This window comes from Marinobacter sp. LM1 (assembly GCF_042763285.1).
Lineage (GTDB): Bacteria > Pseudomonadota > Gammaproteobacteria > Pseudomonadales > Oleiphilaceae > Marinobacter > Marinobacter nauticus.
The window spans coordinates 3,550,050-3,570,437 of the sequence record NZ_CP114373.1 but is presented as its reverse complement, the minus strand read 5'-3'; the positions used below and the strand labels follow the sequence as shown (position 1 = coordinate 3,570,437).

12 protein-coding genes are annotated in these 20,388 nt (G+C 55.7%); 2 read left to right on the top strand and 10 right to left on the bottom strand.

The window, feature by feature from the left end; all coding sequences use genetic code 11:
* Positions 1 to 57 precede the first annotated feature (57 nt).
* The 8 genes from OZ656_RS16735 to OZ656_RS16700 all read right to left on the bottom strand — a co-directional run bounded on the left by OZ656_RS16735 (position 58) and on the right by OZ656_RS16700 (position 12,964).
* The gene (locus OZ656_RS16735; protein WP_379944693.1) at positions 58 to 3,255 is read right to left on the bottom strand and encodes an efflux RND transporter permease subunit; all 3,198 of its coding nucleotides are present in this window, start codon (positions 3,253 to 3,255) and stop codon (positions 58 to 60) included.
* Positions 3,256 to 3,269: 14 nt separating this feature from the next.
* Complete coding sequence (locus OZ656_RS16730) at positions 3,270 to 4,478, bottom strand: efflux RND transporter periplasmic adaptor subunit (protein WP_348680983.1); 1,209 nt, start codon at positions 4,476 to 4,478, stop codon at positions 3,270 to 3,272.
* 21 nt (positions 4,479 to 4,499) lie between these two features.
* Positions 4,500 to 5,639 carry a TolC family protein gene (locus OZ656_RS16725; protein ID WP_339666746.1) on the bottom strand — a complete coding sequence of 380 codons (1,140 nt, stop codon included), beginning with the start codon at positions 5,637 to 5,639 and terminating at the stop codon, positions 4,500 to 4,502.
* A 279-nt stretch (positions 5,640 to 5,918) separates the two neighbouring features.
* Positions 5,919 to 6,275: a P-II family nitrogen regulator gene (locus OZ656_RS16720; RefSeq protein WP_035561679.1), complete on the bottom strand. Its 357-nt coding sequence runs from the start codon at positions 6,273 to 6,275 to the stop codon at positions 5,919 to 5,921.
* 17 nt (positions 6,276 to 6,292) lie between these two features.
* The gene (locus OZ656_RS16715; RefSeq protein ID WP_278350552.1) at positions 6,293 to 9,400 is read right to left on the bottom strand and encodes a CusA/CzcA family heavy metal efflux RND transporter; all 3,108 of its coding nucleotides are present in this window, start codon (positions 9,398 to 9,400) and stop codon (positions 6,293 to 6,295) included.
* Between the two features lie 14 nt (positions 9,401 to 9,414).
* Positions 9,415 to 10,599 (bottom strand): efflux RND transporter periplasmic adaptor subunit, encoded by a 1,185-nt coding sequence (locus tag OZ656_RS16710; RefSeq protein ID WP_136629913.1) that lies wholly within the window; start codon positions 10,597 to 10,599, stop codon positions 9,415 to 9,417.
* A gap of 49 nt (positions 10,600 to 10,648) precedes the next feature.
* A complete protein-coding gene (locus OZ656_RS16705) occupies positions 10,649 to 11,950 on the bottom strand; it encodes a TolC family protein (protein WP_199451736.1) in 1,302 nt (433 codons plus the stop codon).
* Between the two features lie 285 nt (positions 11,951 to 12,235).
* Positions 12,236 to 12,964: a TorF family putative porin gene (locus OZ656_RS16700; protein ID WP_303293690.1), complete on the bottom strand. Its 729-nt coding sequence runs from the start codon at positions 12,962 to 12,964 to the stop codon at positions 12,236 to 12,238.
* 280 nt (positions 12,965 to 13,244) lie between these two features.
* On the opposite strand from OZ656_RS16700, the gene OZ656_RS16695 reads away from it, so the two are divergent.
* Positions 13,245 to 14,330: an OprO/OprP family phosphate-selective porin gene (locus tag OZ656_RS16695; RefSeq protein WP_379944734.1), complete on the top strand. Its 1,086-nt coding sequence runs from the start codon at positions 13,245 to 13,247 to the stop codon at positions 14,328 to 14,330.
* Between the two features lie 410 nt (positions 14,331 to 14,740).
* Here OZ656_RS16695 and OZ656_RS16690 read toward each other — a convergent pair whose 3' ends face one another.
* The gene (locus OZ656_RS16690; RefSeq protein WP_199451734.1) at positions 14,741 to 16,882 is read right to left on the bottom strand and encodes a TonB-dependent receptor domain-containing protein; all 2,142 of its coding nucleotides are present in this window, start codon (positions 16,880 to 16,882) and stop codon (positions 14,741 to 14,743) included.
* 461 nt (positions 16,883 to 17,343) lie between these two features.
* Here OZ656_RS16690 and OZ656_RS16685 point away from each other — a divergent pair, with 461 nt between their 5' ends.
* Positions 17,344 to 18,669 carry an IS1182 family transposase gene (locus OZ656_RS16685; protein ID WP_053113971.1) on the top strand — a complete coding sequence of 442 codons (1,326 nt, stop codon included), beginning with the start codon at positions 17,344 to 17,346 and terminating at the stop codon, positions 18,667 to 18,669.
* A gap of 353 nt (positions 18,670 to 19,022) precedes the next feature.
* Here the strand turns inward: OZ656_RS16685 and OZ656_RS16680 are convergent, their stop codons facing one another.
* Positions 19,023 to 20,324, bottom strand: a complete 1,302-nt coding sequence (locus OZ656_RS16680; protein ID WP_011784498.1) for an IS1380-like element ISMaq3 family transposase — start codon at positions 20,322 to 20,324, stop codon at positions 19,023 to 19,025.
* Positions 20,325 to 20,388 lie beyond the last annotated feature (64 nt).

Sequence of the window (20,388 nt, the reverse complement as noted above, 5' to 3'; positions counted from 1 at the left end):
ACGGGCGGAATTACACTTCCATGCATGTAACCGCAACTATGCATTTCCGCCTCACATCTACCGCTGAATATCACCCACCTTGGCTCTTGAAAAGCGACCGAACAGAACCGGCAAAACAAAGAGTGTCAGGAAAGTTGCAGTCACGAGACCACCAACAATCACGCTGGCCAGTGGCTTCTGGATTTCCGCTCCCACGCCCGTCGACAACAGCATCGGTATCAAGCCGAGCGCCGAGGTTATTGCTGTCATCAAGACAGGACGTAAACGGGAGACGGCACCTTCAAACACCGCGGTATCCACGTTCAACCCATCCTGTATTCGCTGATTGATGCTTTCGACCATAACGACCCCGTTAAGCACCGCCACACCAAACAGTGTGATAAATCCAACGGAACTGGGCACTGAAAGATACTGGCCGGAGACCCAGAGCGAAAAGACACCACCAATTACGGCAAGCGGCACGTTGACCAGAATCAACAGCGCTTGACCAACCGAACTGAAAGCGAAGTAGAGCAACAGCGCAATCAGGCCCAGAGATACAGGTACCACAATGGTCAATCGTTTCTGAGCTCGCTGCTGGTTTTCGAACTGACCACCAATATCCACCGAATAGCCGGGGGGAAGGTTCACTTCTGACGCGATGGTATCCTGAATATCGGCAACCACACTGCCCATGTCACGACCCTGCACATTGGACTGAATGACCACACGGCGCTGAACGTCGTCGCGGCGCACCTGGGGCGGGCCAGACTCAATAGACACATCGGCCACATCACCGAGTCTCACCCAGGCTCCGGAAGGCGCCTGCAACCTGAGATCAGCAATGGCATCCCGGTCTTCCCGGAAACGTTTGGCCAGGCGCACATAGATATCGTACCGCTCATTTCCGTTGATGATCTGGCCCGCGGCGGCACCACCCAGTCCGTCCCGGACGACACTCATCACATCAGACACGGCGAGTCCGTACCGGGAAAGTGCCTGACGGTCTGGCTGAACCACCAACTGCGCTTCACCGGCAATCTGCTCCATGGCCACATCCCGGGTCCCCTGAACAGTTTGGACCGCCGCTTCAATCTGCTGGCCTTTCTCCGCCAGTACGTCGAGATCCGGGCCAAAGAGTTTGATGGCCAACTGCGCACGAACACCTGACAACAATTCATCAACCCGAGTCGCGATAGGCTGAGAAAAGTTAAACAGTAGTCCCGGGTGCTGTTCGAGCTTCTCCTCAAACAGAGCCTGCAATTCATAGCGATTACTGGCGCTGGTCCACTCCGAAGTTGGTTTTAAGCCAATATAGACCTCTATGTTGTTAACTGGCTCCGGGTCGCCGCCTATTTCTGCTCGGCCAGCCCTGGACAGAGCGTAAGTCACCTCTGGAAACTCCATCAGCATGGCCTCCAGTTTCGGCGCCACTTCAAGCGCCGTATCGAGGCTTGATGAAGGGGCCAGGGTCACCCGGAGGTTAATCGTGCCCTCTTCCAGTTCAGGCACGAACTCCGTGCCCAGTCGTGGAACAATCAGCGCCGCCAGTACAACAAGAACCGCCGCCGCGCCAACAACCACGCGGCTATGCTTCAGTGACCAGGCAAGCCCCATGCGATAGAGCTTTTCCAGGGGTTTTAGAATGAAGCTTTCCCGCTCCCGGATACCCTTACGGAACATGTATGACGCCAGCGCGGGTACAACCACCAGAGCGACGATCACCGCCGACACGATAGCCAGCATGATGCTGATTGCCATTGGCTGGAACAGCTTGGCTTCCACACCTTCGAAGCTGAACAGAGGCATGAAAACGACCAGGATAATCGCCGTCGCGAAAAAAATCGGCCGTGCCACTTCCCGGCCGGCTTCCTGGAGACGAAGGGCAATGCCATGATCATCGTGTGACGCGTCCAATGGATCGGGGTCATCTCCAGCCAACTCATCCCGATGGGCGTCATGCTCGCCATCAGGATGGGTCAGATGTTTGAACATGTTCTCGACCATAACAACAGAGCCGTCTACCAGCATGCCAATTGCCACAGCAATACCGCCAAGAGACATCAGGTTGGCCGAGAGGCCGAACCAGGCCATGATCATCAGCGCAATTCCGATGGAAATCGGTATTGAAAGCAGCACCAGCGTTGTTGCCCGCAGATTCATCAGGAACAGGGCAAGCACGATCGCAATAAACACAAAAGCCAACAGAAGCGCATTGGTCACCGTCTCTACGGCCTTGGTCACCAGATCCGCCTGGTTGTAATAGGGCTCAAAACGAACCCCACTCGGAAGCGCCTGATTTATGCGATCAATGCGGGCCTCGATGCCGTCGATGGTGGCTTTTGTGTTGGCCCCCATTCGTTTGAGTACAATGCCAGAAACCACTTCACCCAGTTGTTCAACCTGACCGGCTTCATCCTTCCGGGTCATGGTTACCGCACCCTGGCGAATTTCAGTGCCCAGCGCTACCTCGGCGACATCGTTCACTGTCACTGTAATGCCATCACTGGTTTTAACGGGCACCTGACGGATCTGCTCGAGCCCCTGCTCGCCATTACCCAGCCAGCCCATACCGCGAATAACCAACTGCTCCTGCCCGCGGCCCATATACCAGCCCCCAACATTGGAGTTGTTGTTCTCCAGGGCTTCCATGACATCGTTCTGTGATAAGTCATAGGACAGCATTCGCGCCGGGTTCAGGTTAACCTGGTACTGGCGGACCTCTCCGCCAAACGACAGGATTTCCGTAACCCCTTCAGCCGGTATCAGCAACAGTTTGACCAGCCAGTCGTGCAAGCTGCGCAATTCCATTGCGTCGTACCCCGAATCCGGGTCCGCTATCAGCAAGTACTGGTAGACCTGGCCAAGACCGGACGTATTCGGCCCCATTTCAGGCACCCCGACCCCGTCCGGAATCAGCTCCCGCGCGGCCTGCAACCGCTCGAAAACCAGTTGGCGCGCGAAATAGATATCCGTGCCCTCTTTAAAGACCACGGTGACACCAGACAACCCGGTTTTGGAGATGGACCGAACCTCCTCAACATCCGGCAACGCATACATCACCGCTTCAATGGGATAGGTGATCAGCTGCTCGACTTCCTCAGCCGCAAGTCCGGGCGCCTCTGTATTAACAGCGACCTGGACGTTTGTAACGTCGGGGAAAGCATCAAGATTCAGTTTTGGTATCTGAAACGCGGCCGTGGCGATAAGCACTGCAAGCGCAATAAGAACCAACAGGCGGTTCTGAACCGCCAAGTCGACAACTCGGTTGAACATAATGACTCCCGGAATCAGTGGTTGTGCGGATCAAAGCCGCCTTTGGCAATCTCAGAGGCCACAAAAAATGCGCCCCGCAAAACGACTCGTTGGCCCGCAGCCAGGCCGGAAACCTCACGGAGCCCGCCAATTGAGCGGCCCAGTTCCACTTCCACGGGTTCATACTCGCCTTCGGCCTCTTCCACATAGACCGTCCAGTCGCCGTCCGCGCCACGCATCAATGCAGTCTCCGGCACGGCAAGCACCGGCTCGCTGGTCTTAAAACGAAAATACACATCTGCGAACATTCCTGGATGAAAACGATCTTCAGGATTGTCCAGCTCCAGCCTGACAATCCGCGTGCGGGTCACAGGATCAATGGTGTGGGCTTCCTGGGACACCGTTGCCACGCCCACACGACCCGCTGCCCTGACTTCGGCTTCCGCGCCCTTCTCTAGAACAATGTCGGAGCTTGCTGGCAGATGGGCTTCTACCCAAAGCTCACTCTCATCAGCAAGAGTCACCAGCGGCTGGCCAGCCTCAACTCTTTGTCCTTGCTCAAACTCATCGGTCAGTACTGCACCATCCACGCGAGCCCTGAGCATGTATTCACCGAGACTATCCACCCCGCTGGCCTTCAACGCACCAATGTCATCATCGTTCAGCCCGTAAGCAAGCAGAGTCGCCCTTGCTGCTTCAATGTTGGCTTTCGCTGTATTGAACCGCTGATCGCCAACCACGGAACGACCCAGCCCGCTGATTCGCTTCCATTCAGGAAAAGCTTTCCTGTAATCCGCCTGCGCCTGTGCCACCGTCTCACTGAACAGGGTTACCAGCGGCTGGCCCTTGGTTACGTGCTCACCCAGTTCCACGTGACGCCGCAGCACCACTGAGGCAACCCGGGGGGACACGTGATAGCTGGTATAGCCGTTGGTCAGCAGCTCACCGGGAGCGTAGATTTCATAGTCAACGTGCTTGCTTTCGAGGGTTGCTACTTCAATGCCGGCGAGCTCTTTCTGTTTGGCATTGATGCTTGCGGTAGTTGCTTTTTCCTCTTCATGCTCACCTTCTTCACCATGATCTTCCTTATGCTCGCCCTTCTCACCGGTGACTTCCTGATGATCGTCGCCACTGGCAGCATGATCATGACCGGCTTCCTGATGAGCATCTTCCTCTGCCTGTACAAAAGAAAGTGGGGCTGTAAGCAACGTCAATGCGAATACTGAAATCAGAGCTTTTTTCATAATGAATATCCAGTTTCCAGACTAGTATTGGAAGAGGGTGATCAGTTCGCCAGACTGGCTCAAGAGCTCAATCAGACCCAACTGCGCCTGCTTTTCCAGTTCAATACCGGTTTTCAGGCTCTCCGCGCGCTGGCCCAGCGCCTGGAGATACTCAGAGGTGGAGAGGTCGCCGACCTGCCACTGCTTCTCAAGCAAATCGGCACTTCGCTGTACACGCCCCTGGGATAGTTCTTTCCATCGACGAAGTTGCTTGTCGTATCGCTTCCAGGAAGCGCGAGCGCCTGCCAGGTCATATTGTCGTTTCCGGTAGAGCGCCTGAAACCGCGCTTCCGCCTCCAGAGCCCGTCGATTCGCAGCCCGGGTTTCAGCGCTGTAGTTATTACGGACGTTCAGAGGGATCGAGAACGTCAGGCCAACCAGGTTCTCACCGCCATCACGCCCTCCGCTCAGCCCGACCGTGGGAGATGCCGTCGCTCTGCGACTGACCACCTCGGCTTCGCTCCGCAGCACCTGCCACCTCGCGCGGGCAGCAGCAATTGACGGATGATCCAGCAAATTGTCGTTATCGACCCTGGAAGCAAGAGCCGGCCAAATGTGCCCGGGGATTCCCCCATCCTGAGGCCTCCAGTCCGGCAGACGTTCTCTAACTTGAGTTTCTGCTCGATCAACTGCGGCCTTTGCCTGGGCGAGTTCACTGAGCTGCTGAGAAAGGCTTAAAAAAAGCAACTCTGCATCGGTACTCCCCAGGTCGCCCGCCTGCTGGCGTTGCTCAACCTGCTCCAGCAAGGCATTCAGACGGTGTTGCTGGGATTCCGCAATTTCTTCGGCACGCGTCGCCGCGCGCCACTCGACAAGCGCAAACAGCGACTCGGACGTTTGTGCCAAAACCGCCTCGTTCAAATCAGCTTCAGCGGAAAGCCTGATCAGCTTTGCCTTGTCCTTTAGCGCACCCTGTTGATCAGACCAATCGATCGTTTGTGATAGCCCTGCCACAAAGTTGTTGTCACTGCCCGTTCTGTCTGCTCCAACAGACAGCTCCGGGTTATACAGCGGTTGTTCGCTTGCCTCAGCATCCTGATTCCGGGCTGCCGCCTGCTCTGTCGCCGCCATGACATCCGGATGCTTGCTTATCTGGCCAGTGAGCCAATTTGTCCAATTCACAGTCTCCGCTTGACCGAACAGAGGAATAGACAATAGTACTGAACACAGCAACGCCCTGGGCGAGTGCTTGCTTGCCTTCATCGACTTTCTCCCGAAGGGGTTGTTAGCCACAATTCATGGGGGCGAGACGCCCATGACAAGGTAGGTGGAGATAGTAAGTGAAAAGGTTGAAATGAACTTGAATTTGGAAGGCATTAGCTCAGGGAACTTGAAAGTGCTCCTCAATAAGGGCGGGGAGAAGCGGCATCGCGACTCATGGCCACGATGCCGCCATCCAATCTAGGAAAAGCGCTGGTTTGATGCCGGTTGAAGTGCGCTCTCGTCGGTCGCACCATCGTCGATACGAACAGCCCGAACCAGGCGGGATACAAGCACCTTGCCGTCACCCGGGTGCCCTTCCTGGGTTCTGCCCGTTCTGACAATGAGTTCCACAACTTCACCAGCGACATCATCGGTCGCTACGTCTATTTCCAGCTTGACCATCTTCACTTTCTCCAGAGGCGACTCATCGCCGACCAGATGACCAAATTCGCCGAGAGACACGACAGCAATACTTGCCACCCCCTTAACTTTGGCCAGAGCATCAACCACATGCTCTGCCATCACTTCTCTGACATACGCTTTTATTTCATACATAAACCGTCTCCTGACTATCAGACTGAAATGTCACGACGTTCAGATGCAAACCACTGGTACACACTGGGCAACACCACCAGCGTCAGCAGCGTTGAAGTGATCAGACCGCCAACCACAACCGTTGCCAGTGGCCGTTGGACATTAGAGCCAATGCCATCGGCCAGCAGCAGGGGAATCAGCCCCAGAATAGCCACAGAGGCGGTCATCAGAACCGGCCGCAAACGGCGTTGAGCACCCAGCTTGACTGCTTCAATGACTTCGTAGCCTTCGTCCCGCAACTGGTTGATGTAACTCACCATCACCACGCCGTTAAGTACGGCCACACCAAACACCGCGATGAATCCCACGGCAGCGGGCACAGAGAGGTAAAGCCCCGTCACAAACAGCGCGACAATGCCACCGGTAATCGCAAAGGGCACATTCATGAAGATCAGCACCGCATAGCGCAGACTACTGAATGCCGAGAAAAGAAGCAGGAAAATAAGCGCCAGGGTAATGGGCACAACGATCGCAAGCCGAGCCATGGCCCTTTCCTGGTTCTCAAACTGACCGCCGAACTCCACGAAATACCCCGGCGGCATGTCCACTTGCTCCTCGATCCGCTTGCGCAAATCCTGAACAACACCGCCCATATCGCGACCACGCACGTTCATCTGCACGTACTGTCGCCGACTGGCATTGGAGCGCGAAATTTTCTTCGGGCCGGCGTACATTTCAACATCAGCCACCCGTGAAAGCGGAATAAGCTCGCCACTGTTGCCCCTGAGGGGAAGCTTTCTGATTTCATCAATGGACCCACGGTAGGACTCTTGCAGTCGGGTGAAAATCTCAAATCGCCGGACACCGTCAAAGACCAGCCCGGCCCCTTTACCGCCAATTCCGGTTTCGACCGTACTCATCAGGTTATCAATGCTGATGCCGAACTGCGCCAGCACTTCACGGTCGGGGCGAATAACAATTTGCTTCTTGCCCGCACTCTGCTGGGCGCGGACGTCCGTTGCACCAGGCACCTCTCTGGCCAGGGCAGCGACTTCCCTGCCGATCCGACCCAGTTCATCCAGGTCGTCACCGAAAATGCTGGCGACCAATTGCGCCTGAACGCCCGACAGAAGTTCGTCGGTACGGAGTTGAATCGGCTGGGACAGATTGTTGGCAAGCCCTGGGACTCGTTCATTCAACGCTTCTGCGATCTCGCTCTGAAGATCCTCATAGCGCACATCCTCTCTCCACTGATCCAAAGGCTTGAGGTTAACAAGCGTCGCCACTACGTTTACCGGCTCAGGGTCGCCTCCCACCTCGGCTCGACCGATCCGTGCGTAGGTGCCTGTTACCTCGGGAAATTCTTCCACAACGGACTGGACTCGTTTGCCATATTTAATCGCGGACTCCAGGCTGGCTCCCGGCGGCAGTGTTGAGCGGATCTGGAAAGTGCCCTCCCTCAGGGTGGGGACGAATTCGCTCCCAAGATAGGGAAACAGCAGGAGGCTTCCGACAAAGGCCAGCACTGCAACGCCCATCACCACCTTTGGCGCCTTGACGACCACATTGACCACCGGTTTGTAAAGCCGGTTAAGGAATAGAACCAGCTTCGGCTCCTTATGGTGCCCACCCATCCTGAATGAGAGCGAGGCCAGAACCGGCACCAACGTCAACGCGAGCAGCAATGCGCCGATCAGAGCGAAACTGATGGTGTAAGCCATGGGCGAAAACAGCTTGCCCTCGACGCCCTGCAGCGTAAATAGCGGCAGAAAAACGATAATAATGATGCCGATGGCAAAGACGATCGGACGAGCCACTTCCCGTGCGGATTCACCAACAAGCCTGAGCACGCTGATTTTCTCGTCCGATCGCTCTTCAATATGTCGGAAGATGTTCTCTATCATCACCACAGCGCCGTCCACCATCATGCCGATGCCGATAGCCAGCCCGCCCAGACTCATCAGGTTGGCCGACAGGCCCGACATGCGCATAGCAATGAACGCAAAGAGTACAGACAACGGCAACGTCGCCACCACGATCAGTGTGGAACGAATGTTTCCCAGGAACAGATAAAGGAACACCAGCACCAGAACCGAGCCCTCAAGCAACGCTTTCTCGACAGTGCCTATAGCCTTGCCCACCAACTCCGCCTGGGAGTAATACGCTTCGATCTTCAGACCCTCCGGAAGTGACTTGTTCAGGTCGTCGATTTTTGCATTGACGTCCTCAAGCACCTGGCTGGTGTTGGTCCCGATCAACTTCATCACGTAACCGCCAACGGACTCCTCACCCGAGGACACCTCTGCACCACGGCGAATTGCCGGTCCAAGACCAACCTCCGCAACATCCTTGACGTAAATTGGGGACTCCCCCTCACTCTTGGACACAATGATGTTCTGGATGTCTTTGATGCCTTCGGAACCAGAGTTGACCCAGCCGTAACCGCGAACAATGTATTCTTCACCTCCTCTGGTAATGAAAGAGGCGCCGACATTGCGATTGTTCTGGGTAAGGGCACCGCGAACATCCGAGACCGTCAGGCTCCTTGCCTGAAGCTTGTGCGCGTCGATATTGACCTGGTATTGCTTAACCTCGCCTCCGATGGACAGCACACCGGTTACCCCGGGTACGGTTCTGAGCTGCGGCTTAACAATCCAGTCCTGGATCGTGCGAATTTCCTGCAAGCTGTACTGGCTCTCGTCCTCAGCTTTCAGGGAATACATCAGGATACGTCCCAAGCCCGTGGTGATGGGTCCTAGTTCGGGTTCCCCCATGCCCTCCGGGATCTGGCGCTTGGCTTCTGAAAGCCGTTCGTTTACCAGCCGCCTGGCGAAGTATATATCGGTGCCATCTTCGAAATAGATGGTCACCCGGGAAAGCCCGAAAATCGACGTGCTCTGAACCTTCTGCAACTTGGGGATGCCGTACATGCTGATTTCAATGGGATAGGAAATCAGCGTTTCAATATCCACCGGCGACAGACCAGGACTGGCAGTAAAAACCTGAACCATGGTAGGCGTCGCGTCGGGAAATGCGTCCACCGGCAGTTTTTGAAATGAAAATACCCCGGCAACGATCACGGCGATAGCAAAAACAATCGTCATCAGACGGTTGTTCAGCGCATAATTCACAATTGCGTTAACCATGTTCCCCCCGGGTTTTAGTGTCCGTGAGCGGCGCTACGGCCACTGGCGGTAATGGCCGACATCAGATCAAAAGCGCCTACTGAAACCACTTCCGTGCCCGCGCTGATCCCGGACTTGATCTCAATCAAGCCGTTTGCTTCCTTGCCAAGCGTGACGGGAACAGCCTTGTAAGCCCCTTTCTCATCGCCCGGAACAAACACAACAGATTCACCGCTAATGGTTTGAACCGCATCATCCGGAACCAGCGGCAGTGATGCCTCCGCTTCCGTCATGATTCTGGCGGTGGTATAGGTATTCGGGCGAAGGTCGCCCCTGGGAGACTTCAGTACAACGCGAACGGGGATGGTGCGGGTCTTTCCATCCAGCATGCTCGACACCCAGGATACCTGCCCACTGTGAAACCGGTCAGAACCTGAATCCCTGGAGGCAATCTGAACCTCGTCTCCCGTTGAAATCTGGTCAATATCGGATTCCGACACCTGAAGAATGGCCCACAAAACCGAGGTGTCTGCCACGATGAAAGGCGTATCCGATGGACTTAACGTCTGACCCAGCCGGACAGGCATCTGTTCGACACGCCCCTCAATGGGTGAGCGAAGCGCGTATTGCGCCAGCCCCCCACTGTCACCTGGCGACTCACTACCGTATACCGCCAGTTGTTCCCGCACGGAATCGTACTCCGCTTTTGTGGCAAGGTAGATCGCCTTGGCATCAAGAAATTCTTCCTCGCTGGAAATACCTTGGTCCTGCAATTGTCTTTCGCGATTGTAGTCTGACTCGGCTGCTTCTTTACGGGCCTCCAGCGAGATCAACCGGGAGCGAATCCGGGCCAACTCCACACTGTTCAAGGTTGCCAATAGCTGCCCTTTCTTGACGTAATCCCCCAGGTCAACCACCAACCCCGTCAACTTTCCTTCCAACAGCGGACCAACCTCGGCCACGCGATCCGGCACATACTGAATCTCGGCAGGTGCCGTAACAATTGCGCCAGCGCGCCCCTTGGCAGCCGTCACCGTCTCAATGGACAATAACTCTGTCTGCTCCGGCGTCAGATGGATCTGGCGGGACTGGTTCTCCTCTCCGGCATGCTCGACGCTTTCATCACCGTGTTGGTCACCTCCAGCTTCTCCGGCAGCGTATGCTTGCTGCAGGCTCAGAATGCTGGCAACTATTAAAAATATCTTCAGATTGCGAATCATTCATTCACCCTCGCTATTTAAAGAACGGTCAGTTTTGAATTTCGTACCCTCAGGAACCGGCTGACATCGACAGAGCACCTCCTGTGCTTATCTCCAGCGCCCGGACGGCATCGATATAATCATTCTGCGCCTGAACGTATTCCTGCCTTACCGACAGGAGATTGTCCTGTGCTGCCAGAACATCCGAGGCACCGACCTTGCCCGCCCGAAATGCTTTCTGCATCAGTTGTAATGTTTCCTCTGAACGCTCCAGGATCGACTCGTTCATCTGGCGCAGCCGAACGGCGGTGGATTTATACCGGGCCACAGCCGACACAACCTGACGCTCTGTAGCCAGGCGCAAGGCCTCTGCCTCAAGCTCGGAGGTTTTCAGCCGCGCAGCAGCTTGTCTCTGCTCACCGGAATAATCATGGAAAACGGTCAAAGGCATCGACACCCCTGCACCGAAAAGGTTGGAGCCTTCCTCACGATCATAAAATCCGAAGACTTTCAGATTTGGAATCGTCAGGCTTTTCGCAACTTCAAGGCCAGATTCATCCGCTGCAATTCTGGCGGCCGCCGCTTTCAGGTCCGCTCTCTGACTCTGTGCCATCTCGACAAGCTGGCTGGTCGGAGGCAGGTCTTCGAGCGTCACATCAAGCTCGCCGGTCACCCCAACGGCATCGGAGGGGGACACCCCGAGCACTTCGGTAAGGTCAATTTTTGATTGCTCGAGCTTTTGTTCCGCCGAGGCTTTTTGATTCCGGGCCCTGGCAAGCCCAATGACTGCGGTATTGAGATCAATCCGGGTTTGTTTACCCTGTTTTACGGACATTTCAACCAGGTCTTTGGTGCGTTGCATAAGTTCAACGGCACGGGTTGCGGTTTCCAACTCTTTCTGAGCCAGCAGTATCCGGAAATAGGCGGCCCGCACCCGCGCCTTGGTGGCTACCTTCAGGTATTCAAGCTCCTGTTGCCGGGACGTGAGATTACTCCGGGCACGCGACTGCCCAAGGTCGCCGCGATTACCCATCCAGATCTCCTGAGTAACCCTCACCCCATATTCCAGGGACTCGTCGGCCTGATCCGGGGCCTGACGGGCCCCCAACTCAAACTCTGGATTGCTCGGCGCCCAGCGGCTGGCATGATCAAGCTGTCCCTGCTGTATCGAGACCGCGGCCCGCCTCAAAGCCAATACCGGGCTATTCTCGAAAGCCATCACCATGGCCTGGTTCAGGGAAACAGCCTGGCTGGCTTTGGCCTGCTGATATTCTTTCAGCGACACACTCTCTTTTGCCTGGGCCGACACCATAGGAGAGACGGCCAAGGCTCCCGGAACTATCATCGCGCACAACAACAATCGTTTGTTCATTCAGTATCATCCTGGCTGTTTGACTGAGGTCAGTGAGTCAGCATTTTTGCGTGGGAATCTGGAACGACCTTACAGACAAACCTTTAATACAGTTTGAAATTCAGGCACCGGATAAGAAATGAGCTTTGGCGGCAGGGGGGGGCAGAGGTAAGGGCGAGGATGTCGAGTCACCGGGCGTCAAGGCAGGCGCACGATGGTGGGTTCTTGCATGATAAATAAAAACCGGCCCGTCATTTGGGCCGGCTTTTTATTCTGGATCTGAATTGCTTGTGATCACTTGGCCGATCAGAAACTCCTGCTCCAACCCAGCCAGAACTTCGGATCATCCGAGTTGACAGAGCCAAGCGCGTCGGTTGACTCAATGTCCGCGTACTCCACGTTAACACTGAAAGAACCGAAGTTTCCCGCATCCTTTGTAACGTTGGCGGCGACGTGTGAATAACTTGCCTCGCCGACAGAAGCCTTGCCGTCATCAGCGAAGTCGTAATAGCCAAGCGTCACACCGGCACTGTAGCTGTCCTCCAGAGGCACCCCAACAGAGGCGTAGTAATAGGCATCCCCCTGCACGAACACCCCATCACCACTGGTGTCGCTGTTGATCGTGTAGGCCAGGCCTACAGCAGCAATGCCATAGCTGATCTCGCCGTAAAGTTCGCCGAAATCAATGGAGTCCGGCGCGTCAGGATACGCATAATAAATGTACCCAACGTCATAACCCAGTTCTTCCACAGAGCCGGAGAATCCGGCATAAAGATCAAGCTCATAGCTGGTGCCGTCACCAAAATCGACATTGGAACCCCAGCCACCGGCGTAGAAGCCCGACGCATGCTCATAATCCAACCCTCCCTGGACAGCCGCAGCCCCGTCTGTCTGGGTGACGCCCCGGAACAGATAGTTGCTGCTGGCGCTCACATTTGAGCTGACGTCAGCGCTAACAATGGCGGGCGCAGCCTGAAGTGCTGCAAGCAAAGTGATACTGATAAATCCGGATTTGGTGAAAAACTGCTTCTTCATAATGGATACCTTCGGTTGGGTTTCATTGCTCCAAATATGATTTAGCAAAAGTCTTGCCACATCTTATTTATTCTTGTTTATCATTATTATAGAGACAAATCGGCACATTCTGAGCTTGCCCCCGAAAAACGACCCAACACCTAGCGCCCCAGAACCTGTCACCGGCCCGGACCAGCGCCCTGTTTTGATGCATTCTCTGTAACCATTCTGTAATCTTTGCCAAATAGACTTTAATAGCGCTTCAACACACACAAGCAAACCGAAAAAGGTGAGACAGATCATGAGCAAGAAATATTTGGGCTTGGCTTTGGCGATTTCTGCCGCTTCTGCTGCACAGGCCGGAAACGTTACGACCAGCGGCGAAGACCTTGTGATCGATACCGACAGCGGTATCAAAGTGAAAGTGTCGGATAACTCTGCGTCTTTTCAGCTCGGCGGGCGCATTCAGTGGGATTACGACGCCACGCAGTCTGACGACAACGGTGTTGACACTACCGATTTCGATGTGCGCCGGGCACGCCTCTACGCCAAGGGCCACTTTGGCGACTGGGCGTACAAGACCCAGTTCAACGTCGCTGAAAGTGATGGCGCCGACGGCGGTACTGCTGAAGACCTGTACATTCGCTACCTGGGATTTGGCTCAGCTGCAACCGTGACTATCGGTAAACAGAAAGAGCCATTCGGCCTGGAAGAATTAACGAGCTCAAAAGACATCTCAGCGCTTGAGCGATCTGCCATGACCGAGCGTTATGCCCCCGGTCGCAGCGGCGGCATCCAGCTCAGCGGCAAAGGCAGCAACTGGACCTACGGTATCGGCTACTTCGAGGCAGGCGGCAATGGCAGCGACGATTTCAATAACACGGCAGTAACCGCACGGGGCACGGTTGCACCGATTCAAACGAACAATATGGTTGTTCATCTTGGTGCGGGTTATACCACGCGTGATGCCGACACTCAGGCCGATGAGGTCGATACGTTTAATCTGGAGCTCGCCGGCGCTTCCGGGCCCTTCCATGCCCAGGCCGAATATTTCGATTCCGAGGAAGGCCAGGTGGATGTTGATGGTTATTACGTACAGCTTGGCTGGATCATCACCGGCGAAAGCCGTCCTTACAAAGCCGGAGCATTCAAGCGGGTAAAACCGGCATCACCCAAAGGGGCCTGGGAAGTTGTTGCCCGCTTTGAGGATGGTGACGGAAAATACAGTGATGTGGGGCTGGCCACAACTGACGGCGAGCAAACGACACTGGGGCTCAACTATTACGCCAACAGTAATGTCCGACTTGGCGTGAGCTATATGGATGGGGAAGAAGCCAATGGCACTAGTGGAGATGAAGTGCGTGCAAGGTTGCAATATGCATTTTGAACGCATGGGAGGGGGCTTGGTTGAGCTCACCACTTGATAGGGCACTGGTACGGGAAACATTGCGATCAAAAACAATCGGAAAATTCAGTTAGAGTTCAGTTTAGCTTGATATAGTTCTTGCGAGTTAATGAAGTACTCAGGTTTTTAGGGCAGATATTCATCTGCCCATTTTTTTGTCTGCCCCGCTCTGAATAGAGTTCATCTGAAGTTTCTGGGTACATAGCTATCTGGCAATAATCAATTCCTGAAAAAGGGGCGCACCGACGCGCACGTGGAGTCGTCTGGCAGTCTGTCGGGATTAGGTTGTTAGGTCTCTCATAGCCAGAAAACCCCGGCTGGAAACCGGGGCTATGACAGAGAGGGAATGCAAAGGCGAACTCGCCGCCGATCAGTTGGCCTTGGGTTGTTGATCAGAAATTAACGCTGATCCCCAGCGAAGCGGTACGTGGCATGTTTGGCCTGGCGCCATCGGGCAAACGTGAGACAATTTGCTGTTCATCGAACAGGTTGTCCACTTTCAGGAAGACATCGGCACTGGCGGTCAGTGCGTAGCGGCTGATGAAATCGACCAGGAACAGGGACTCGGTCTCGTCCAGTTTCGTGGCGGTGTTGTTGCATCCCGCGCTGACACACATCTCATCGACGTAGGTGGCCACAAGGTAGTTGTCCCAGCCACTCGGGTGTTCCATGCCTGTCCGGAAGCTCATCTGGTTTTCAGGTACGTCCTTGAGCTGCTCGCCTTTTTTCAGGCCCGAAGCGGCATTGTCCTTGCTGATTTCCGCCTGGGTAAAGGTGTAGGTAAGGCTGACCGGAAGGTAGAACTCGCCTGCCCGGGTGCCGGTCTGGAGCTGGAACTCAACACCGGAAATTTCAGCCTCGCCGGTTACAAAGCTGCCAGAGGTGGCGCCATTGCTGCACGGCGAGCCCACGGAACAGTTTTCGGCCTTGTTGGAGAAGTCGCTGTAGAAGCCGATCATTTCCGCGAAGAACGCATTGCCAAAGTACCGGAGGCCGGCCTCCCAGTTCTTGCTGGTTTCCGGATCTTCGTTTGCCCTGGCACCACCTCCGAGAGGGGAGAAACCCCGGTGCACACCGCCCAGAACCTGCCAGCTTTGGGTCAGGTCGTAGGTAAAGGAAGCGCCGGGCAGGAGTTCAGCGCTGTCATTGGCGCGGGTGCTGTCGATGGTTGTGCGGCCGGGATCCGCGTATTGGGTGCGACTGGTCTGCACATCTTCGTAGCGCAGGGCCAGATTAATGCTGAGCTTGTCCGTCGCCTGCCATTTGTCGAGTGCCCAGAAGCTCAGGGCTTCGCCGGTCTCGAAGCGGTTGTTGCTGCCCGTTGGGGCCACGCTGTTCTGGAACACCAGGGAGCCATTGACCTGGTCGTACACATCCACCGGCTGGAAGCGATCCATTTCATCTTCGTGGGCGCGGGCGCCGAAGTCGAATTCGTGGTTGCCAATGTTTACATCGAAGTTTGTCTGCACGCCCTGGGAGACGTACTCTCTGGCGTTGTTCTTGTAATTCAGGCCGCTGGTGTCAACGGTACCGTCGAGAATACCCTGGGCATTGGCGTCACCGGCGTTTGCCTGGTCGATGATGTTTCCGGCGCCACTGAGCTTGTACCAATTGCGTTTGAAGTCGTTGCGATAGAGGGTTGTGGTGCTGCTTACATTGTCGCTCCACTCGAACTGATGAGTCAGGCTGACACCGGAGTGAGTATTATCCATCTGGTCGGGACTGGAAAGCCCGTAGCGCCGGTTGGGGTCCTGGTTGAAGTCCGCATCCGTCAGTCCGACATAGGTCGAGTTGGAGGTTTCCTCGGAATACTGCAGCTTGGCGGTCACGCTCTGGCGATCACCCTGCCAGCGTAGCTTGCCGACATAATCACTGATGTCGAAGCCACTGTTGCGGTTACTTCGGTCAATGTCCTTGAAGCCTTGCGCTGAGCGCTGGACCGTTTCAAACAGGTAACCCCAGTCACCGTTCGTGTCGCCATAGGTTGCATGAACGTCGGTGGAGCCGCGCTCGTTGGTGACGGCTTCGACGTAGCCCTTCTGCTCGTCGGGAATGGGTGTGGAAATCAGGTTGATCACGCCGCCGGTGGTTTGCGGACCATAGCGCAGCAGCGGGGCACCCTTGAGTACTTCCAGCGAGGACATGCGCTTGAACGTCGGGAAATAATAGGCGGCCGGATTGGAGTAGGGCGCCGGGGCGATCAGAACGCCATCTTCCATCAGTGTGACGTTGCTGCTGCGCTCGGCGGTGGCACCGCGAATGCCAATGTTAGGGCGCAGGCCCTGACCTTCCTCTTCCCGTACATACACGCCCGGGACGGTTTTCAATACCTGGTTGATGTCGGCCTCAACCTCGGTTTTCAACTGCTGATCGCCAACTACATAGCCTGACCCCGGCAGGGTCTGGGCTGCGGACGCATCGCCAATGATTTCCAGGGCTTCAAGGGTCTGGGGCTGGTCATCGCCAGCGGCAGAGCCCATGGCTGGGGCCAGGCTGATCGCCACAGCCAGTGATAGTTGGGAAGGTCTAAACATACGGTTGTTCTCCGTTATCATTGAATTTGCCGGATGCAGGTGATAATGATTAGCATTACATTTCGAAACTTTATGGTTTTGTAACTATTAAGTCAATAGCCAATTCTTATGGGGCGAAACGTGTCAACAGGCTGAAAACCGTCAACTCCCGCTTTTCCTTTATCGACCGAGAGGATTGTTCAGATAGCTTGCGGGTATGCCGATGCTAATGACGTCAACACCCTGCGCCATGGCCCGGTGTTCAAGCCGGACGCCGAGTGAAACCGCTTGAGGCAGAGTAGGGTCTGGCCAGCGCGCCGGCCTTCTCAGCCCTGGAGAATGCTGTGAGTGCCTAGGGTGTGCGGGTAATTCTATAAACTAGAGGCTGCCGGGGAGGGTCACGAGATTTACTCTAGGAGTCTGCGCGGCAGGAGCCACCTTCTGGCATAATACGTAAAAATTCTTCAGCACCGGAGAATCCGATGGGAACCACCTTCCGCCCCTATTCACCTGATCAGGAACTGCTTCTTCCCCCGAGCCTGAACGAGTGGCTGCCCGAAGGGCATCTGGCCTATTTCATCAGTGACGTGGTCGAGGAACTGGATCTGAGTGCCTTCTACGCCCGGTATGAAGGGAGCGGTCGGCGCAACTCGCCTTTCGATCCGCGGATGATGTTGAAGGTGTTGATCTATGCGTACGCGACCGGCGTGTTTTCATCACGAAAGATCGCCCGGAAGTTGGAAGAAGATGTCGCCCTTCGGGTCCTGGCGGCTGGCAATTTCCCCAGACACCGCACTATCTGCGATTTTCGCAAGCAACACCTGGCTGCGTTCAAGGCCGTATTTATTCAGGTGGTCCGGATCGCCCAGGAAGCGGAATTGGTTACTCTCGGTACGCTGGCGATTGATGGCACCAAGGTCCGGGCCAACGCCAGTAAGCACAAGGCCATGAGCTATGACCGCATGCGGGAGGAAGAAGCCCGTCTGTCAAAAGAGGTTGATGAGCTTTGTGGCCAGGCTCGCCGTGTGGATGAATCGGAAGACCAACAGTTTGGCCCGGATCAGCGGGGCGACGAGTTACCCGAAGAGCTTCAGCACCGTCAGGGGCGGCTGGACAAGATCCGGGCAGCGAAGGAGAAACTGGAAGCGGATCAAAAAACGCAAGATGAGGCCAAAGGCCGGCATCCAGACGATGATCGCCGCTCACCCAAGGGTGGCCGGAACTTCAAGAGAGATTATGGAGTTCCGGAGGACAAGGCTCAGAGTAACTTTACCGACCCCCAAAGCCGGATCATGAAAACGAATGATGGGTTCCAGCAATGCTATAACGGCCAACTGGCCGTGGATGGCGAGTTCCAGATCATCGTGGGCAACCGCCAGGGTAACAACCCCAGTGATAACGGCTGTCTGGTGCCGCTGCTGGGCGAGGTAAAAGAAACTCTGGGAAGTTACCCGGGCCAATGTCTGGCTGATGCGGGTTATCGCAAAGAGGAAGACTTGCAGGCATTGGAGACAAAAGGCATAGATGGCTACGTCTCGCTGCGCCGGGAAGGCAAAAAAACCGGAGATATAAACGCGAGCCGGTACCCGGCGACGGCCCGCATGGAGGAGAAGCTTACCACGGCGGAGGGGCGAGCAGTCTACGCTCAGCGCAAGCACATGGTTGAGGCGGTGAATGGCTGGATCAAGAATGTCCTGGGCTTCCGGCAGTTCGGCTTGCGGGGCCTTCAGGCGGTGCAGGGTGAATGGGATCTTGTCTGTCTGTCGCTCAATCTCAGGCGCATGAGTTCACTGATGAGGCTGGCATAAGTCGCTGAGGCAGCCTTTGGCTCACGGTAGGTACAGCTGGGGCCCTGCGATGCCCCTTTTAACCGGTTAACTGGCTGGATCGAAAGCGATGATGGAGCCGATCCGATATCGCGAACACTCCTTCCGGCCAGACAATGATCCGGTCTGGCGGAAACGAGGGCTCAAAACGTTTCTGCCGCGCAGACTCCTAGCCCGGATTTCTCATAGTGCTCCAACAACCTTCGCAGACCAAGCCTGGTAGTGCCAGATCCGAGTGGTCATGGTCGAAGTTGGCGATTATTTAGCCAGTTTCCGGCATTCAGGCACAACTCCCCCTTTCCCCCATTGGTATCGGGCCGGGGGAGCCCGATTATCTACTGGGGCACCAAGCGCTGAACCAGTGCTGAGAGATCGTTCTTGTGTGGATAGCTATCACTCATCAACACCCGTATTCGGCGGGTGTTGCGGATGATGACTGCGCCAACCTTGATCAGCTTCAAGCGCAAGGTGCCGGCACTCATACGTTCGAAGGGCGTGTTTTTCAGATGCACCCGCAAACGCTCGAACAGGGTGTAGGCGAAGCCGGATAAGATCAGCCGCCACTGGTTGGTCCACCAGTGTGTGCTGGAGGTGCGACCGGCAAACAGATCCAGTTGTTGATCCTTGATCCGGTTCTCCATATCACCCCGTGCGCAATACTGTTCGTAGTAGAGCTTGAATCCGTCATCGTAGCGGGAGCTGATAACGAACCGGGGGTTCGGGCCTTGAGGGCCATATTCCAGGCGCGCAACCACCCAGCGTGGCTTATGCCAGCTTCGGGCTTTGTAGCGGAAGCGGAAGGTGCTGGCGAGCTTATGGCCATGAGCCTCGTAGTAGGTCCGGACTTTGTCCATGGCTGGGGCGGCAAGCGCCTCCAGCCGCTGGTTGCGGGCCATGCCTACGATGTAATCCACCTGGTTGCGATCGCACCAGGCCAGCAGTCGGGGCTTGCTGAAGTGGGAGTCGCCCCGGAACACGATCCGGGTCTGTGGCCAATACTCGCGAATAAATCGCACCAGCAGCGCCAGAATGGCCCAGCTGTGCCGGGCATCACCTCGATTGCTGGTGCGCAGATAGCTCACCAGCAAGTGCCTACCGCAGAAGACGTAAAGCGGGAAGTAGCAGTGATGGTCGTAATACCGGTTAAAGAACTTACCCGGCTGGTCGCCGTGCACCGGAATATCGGTGCCGTCAAAATCCAGCACGATTTCCTTGGGCGGCTTCTCATGCTGCTCGATAAAGTGGTGCCAGAGCAACTCATGCGCTTTGACAATGGTTTGCCGATCCATCGCCTGCTCCATTCGACAAAGCGTGGACTTGCCGGCCAGAGTCGAGGCATTCCCCGTGGCGGTTTGTAGTGCCTGATCAAAGCGAAGCGCTTCATGATCATTCAGATCTTCGTAGCCACCGGCCACGCCGTAGACCCGTTGCCGGACCAGGGACTTGAGCTCATGACGAATCATCCGGGGATCCCGCTGGTCGGTCAGAGTCTCGGCCAGCCGTTGGGTTAACCGGTGTTGTTTGTCGACTTCGCGCAGTAACAGCAAGCCGGCATCGGAGGTGATATGGCCTCCGGAGAAGTCGGTTTCAATCTGGCGGCGGGAAAGTGGCGAGAAGGTCAGTTTTTGAGGTACCATTTTGGATAGCGGTTGTTGGTGTTGATTGATGGTGTAAGGTCCTGAAATTTTAACACTTTCAGCC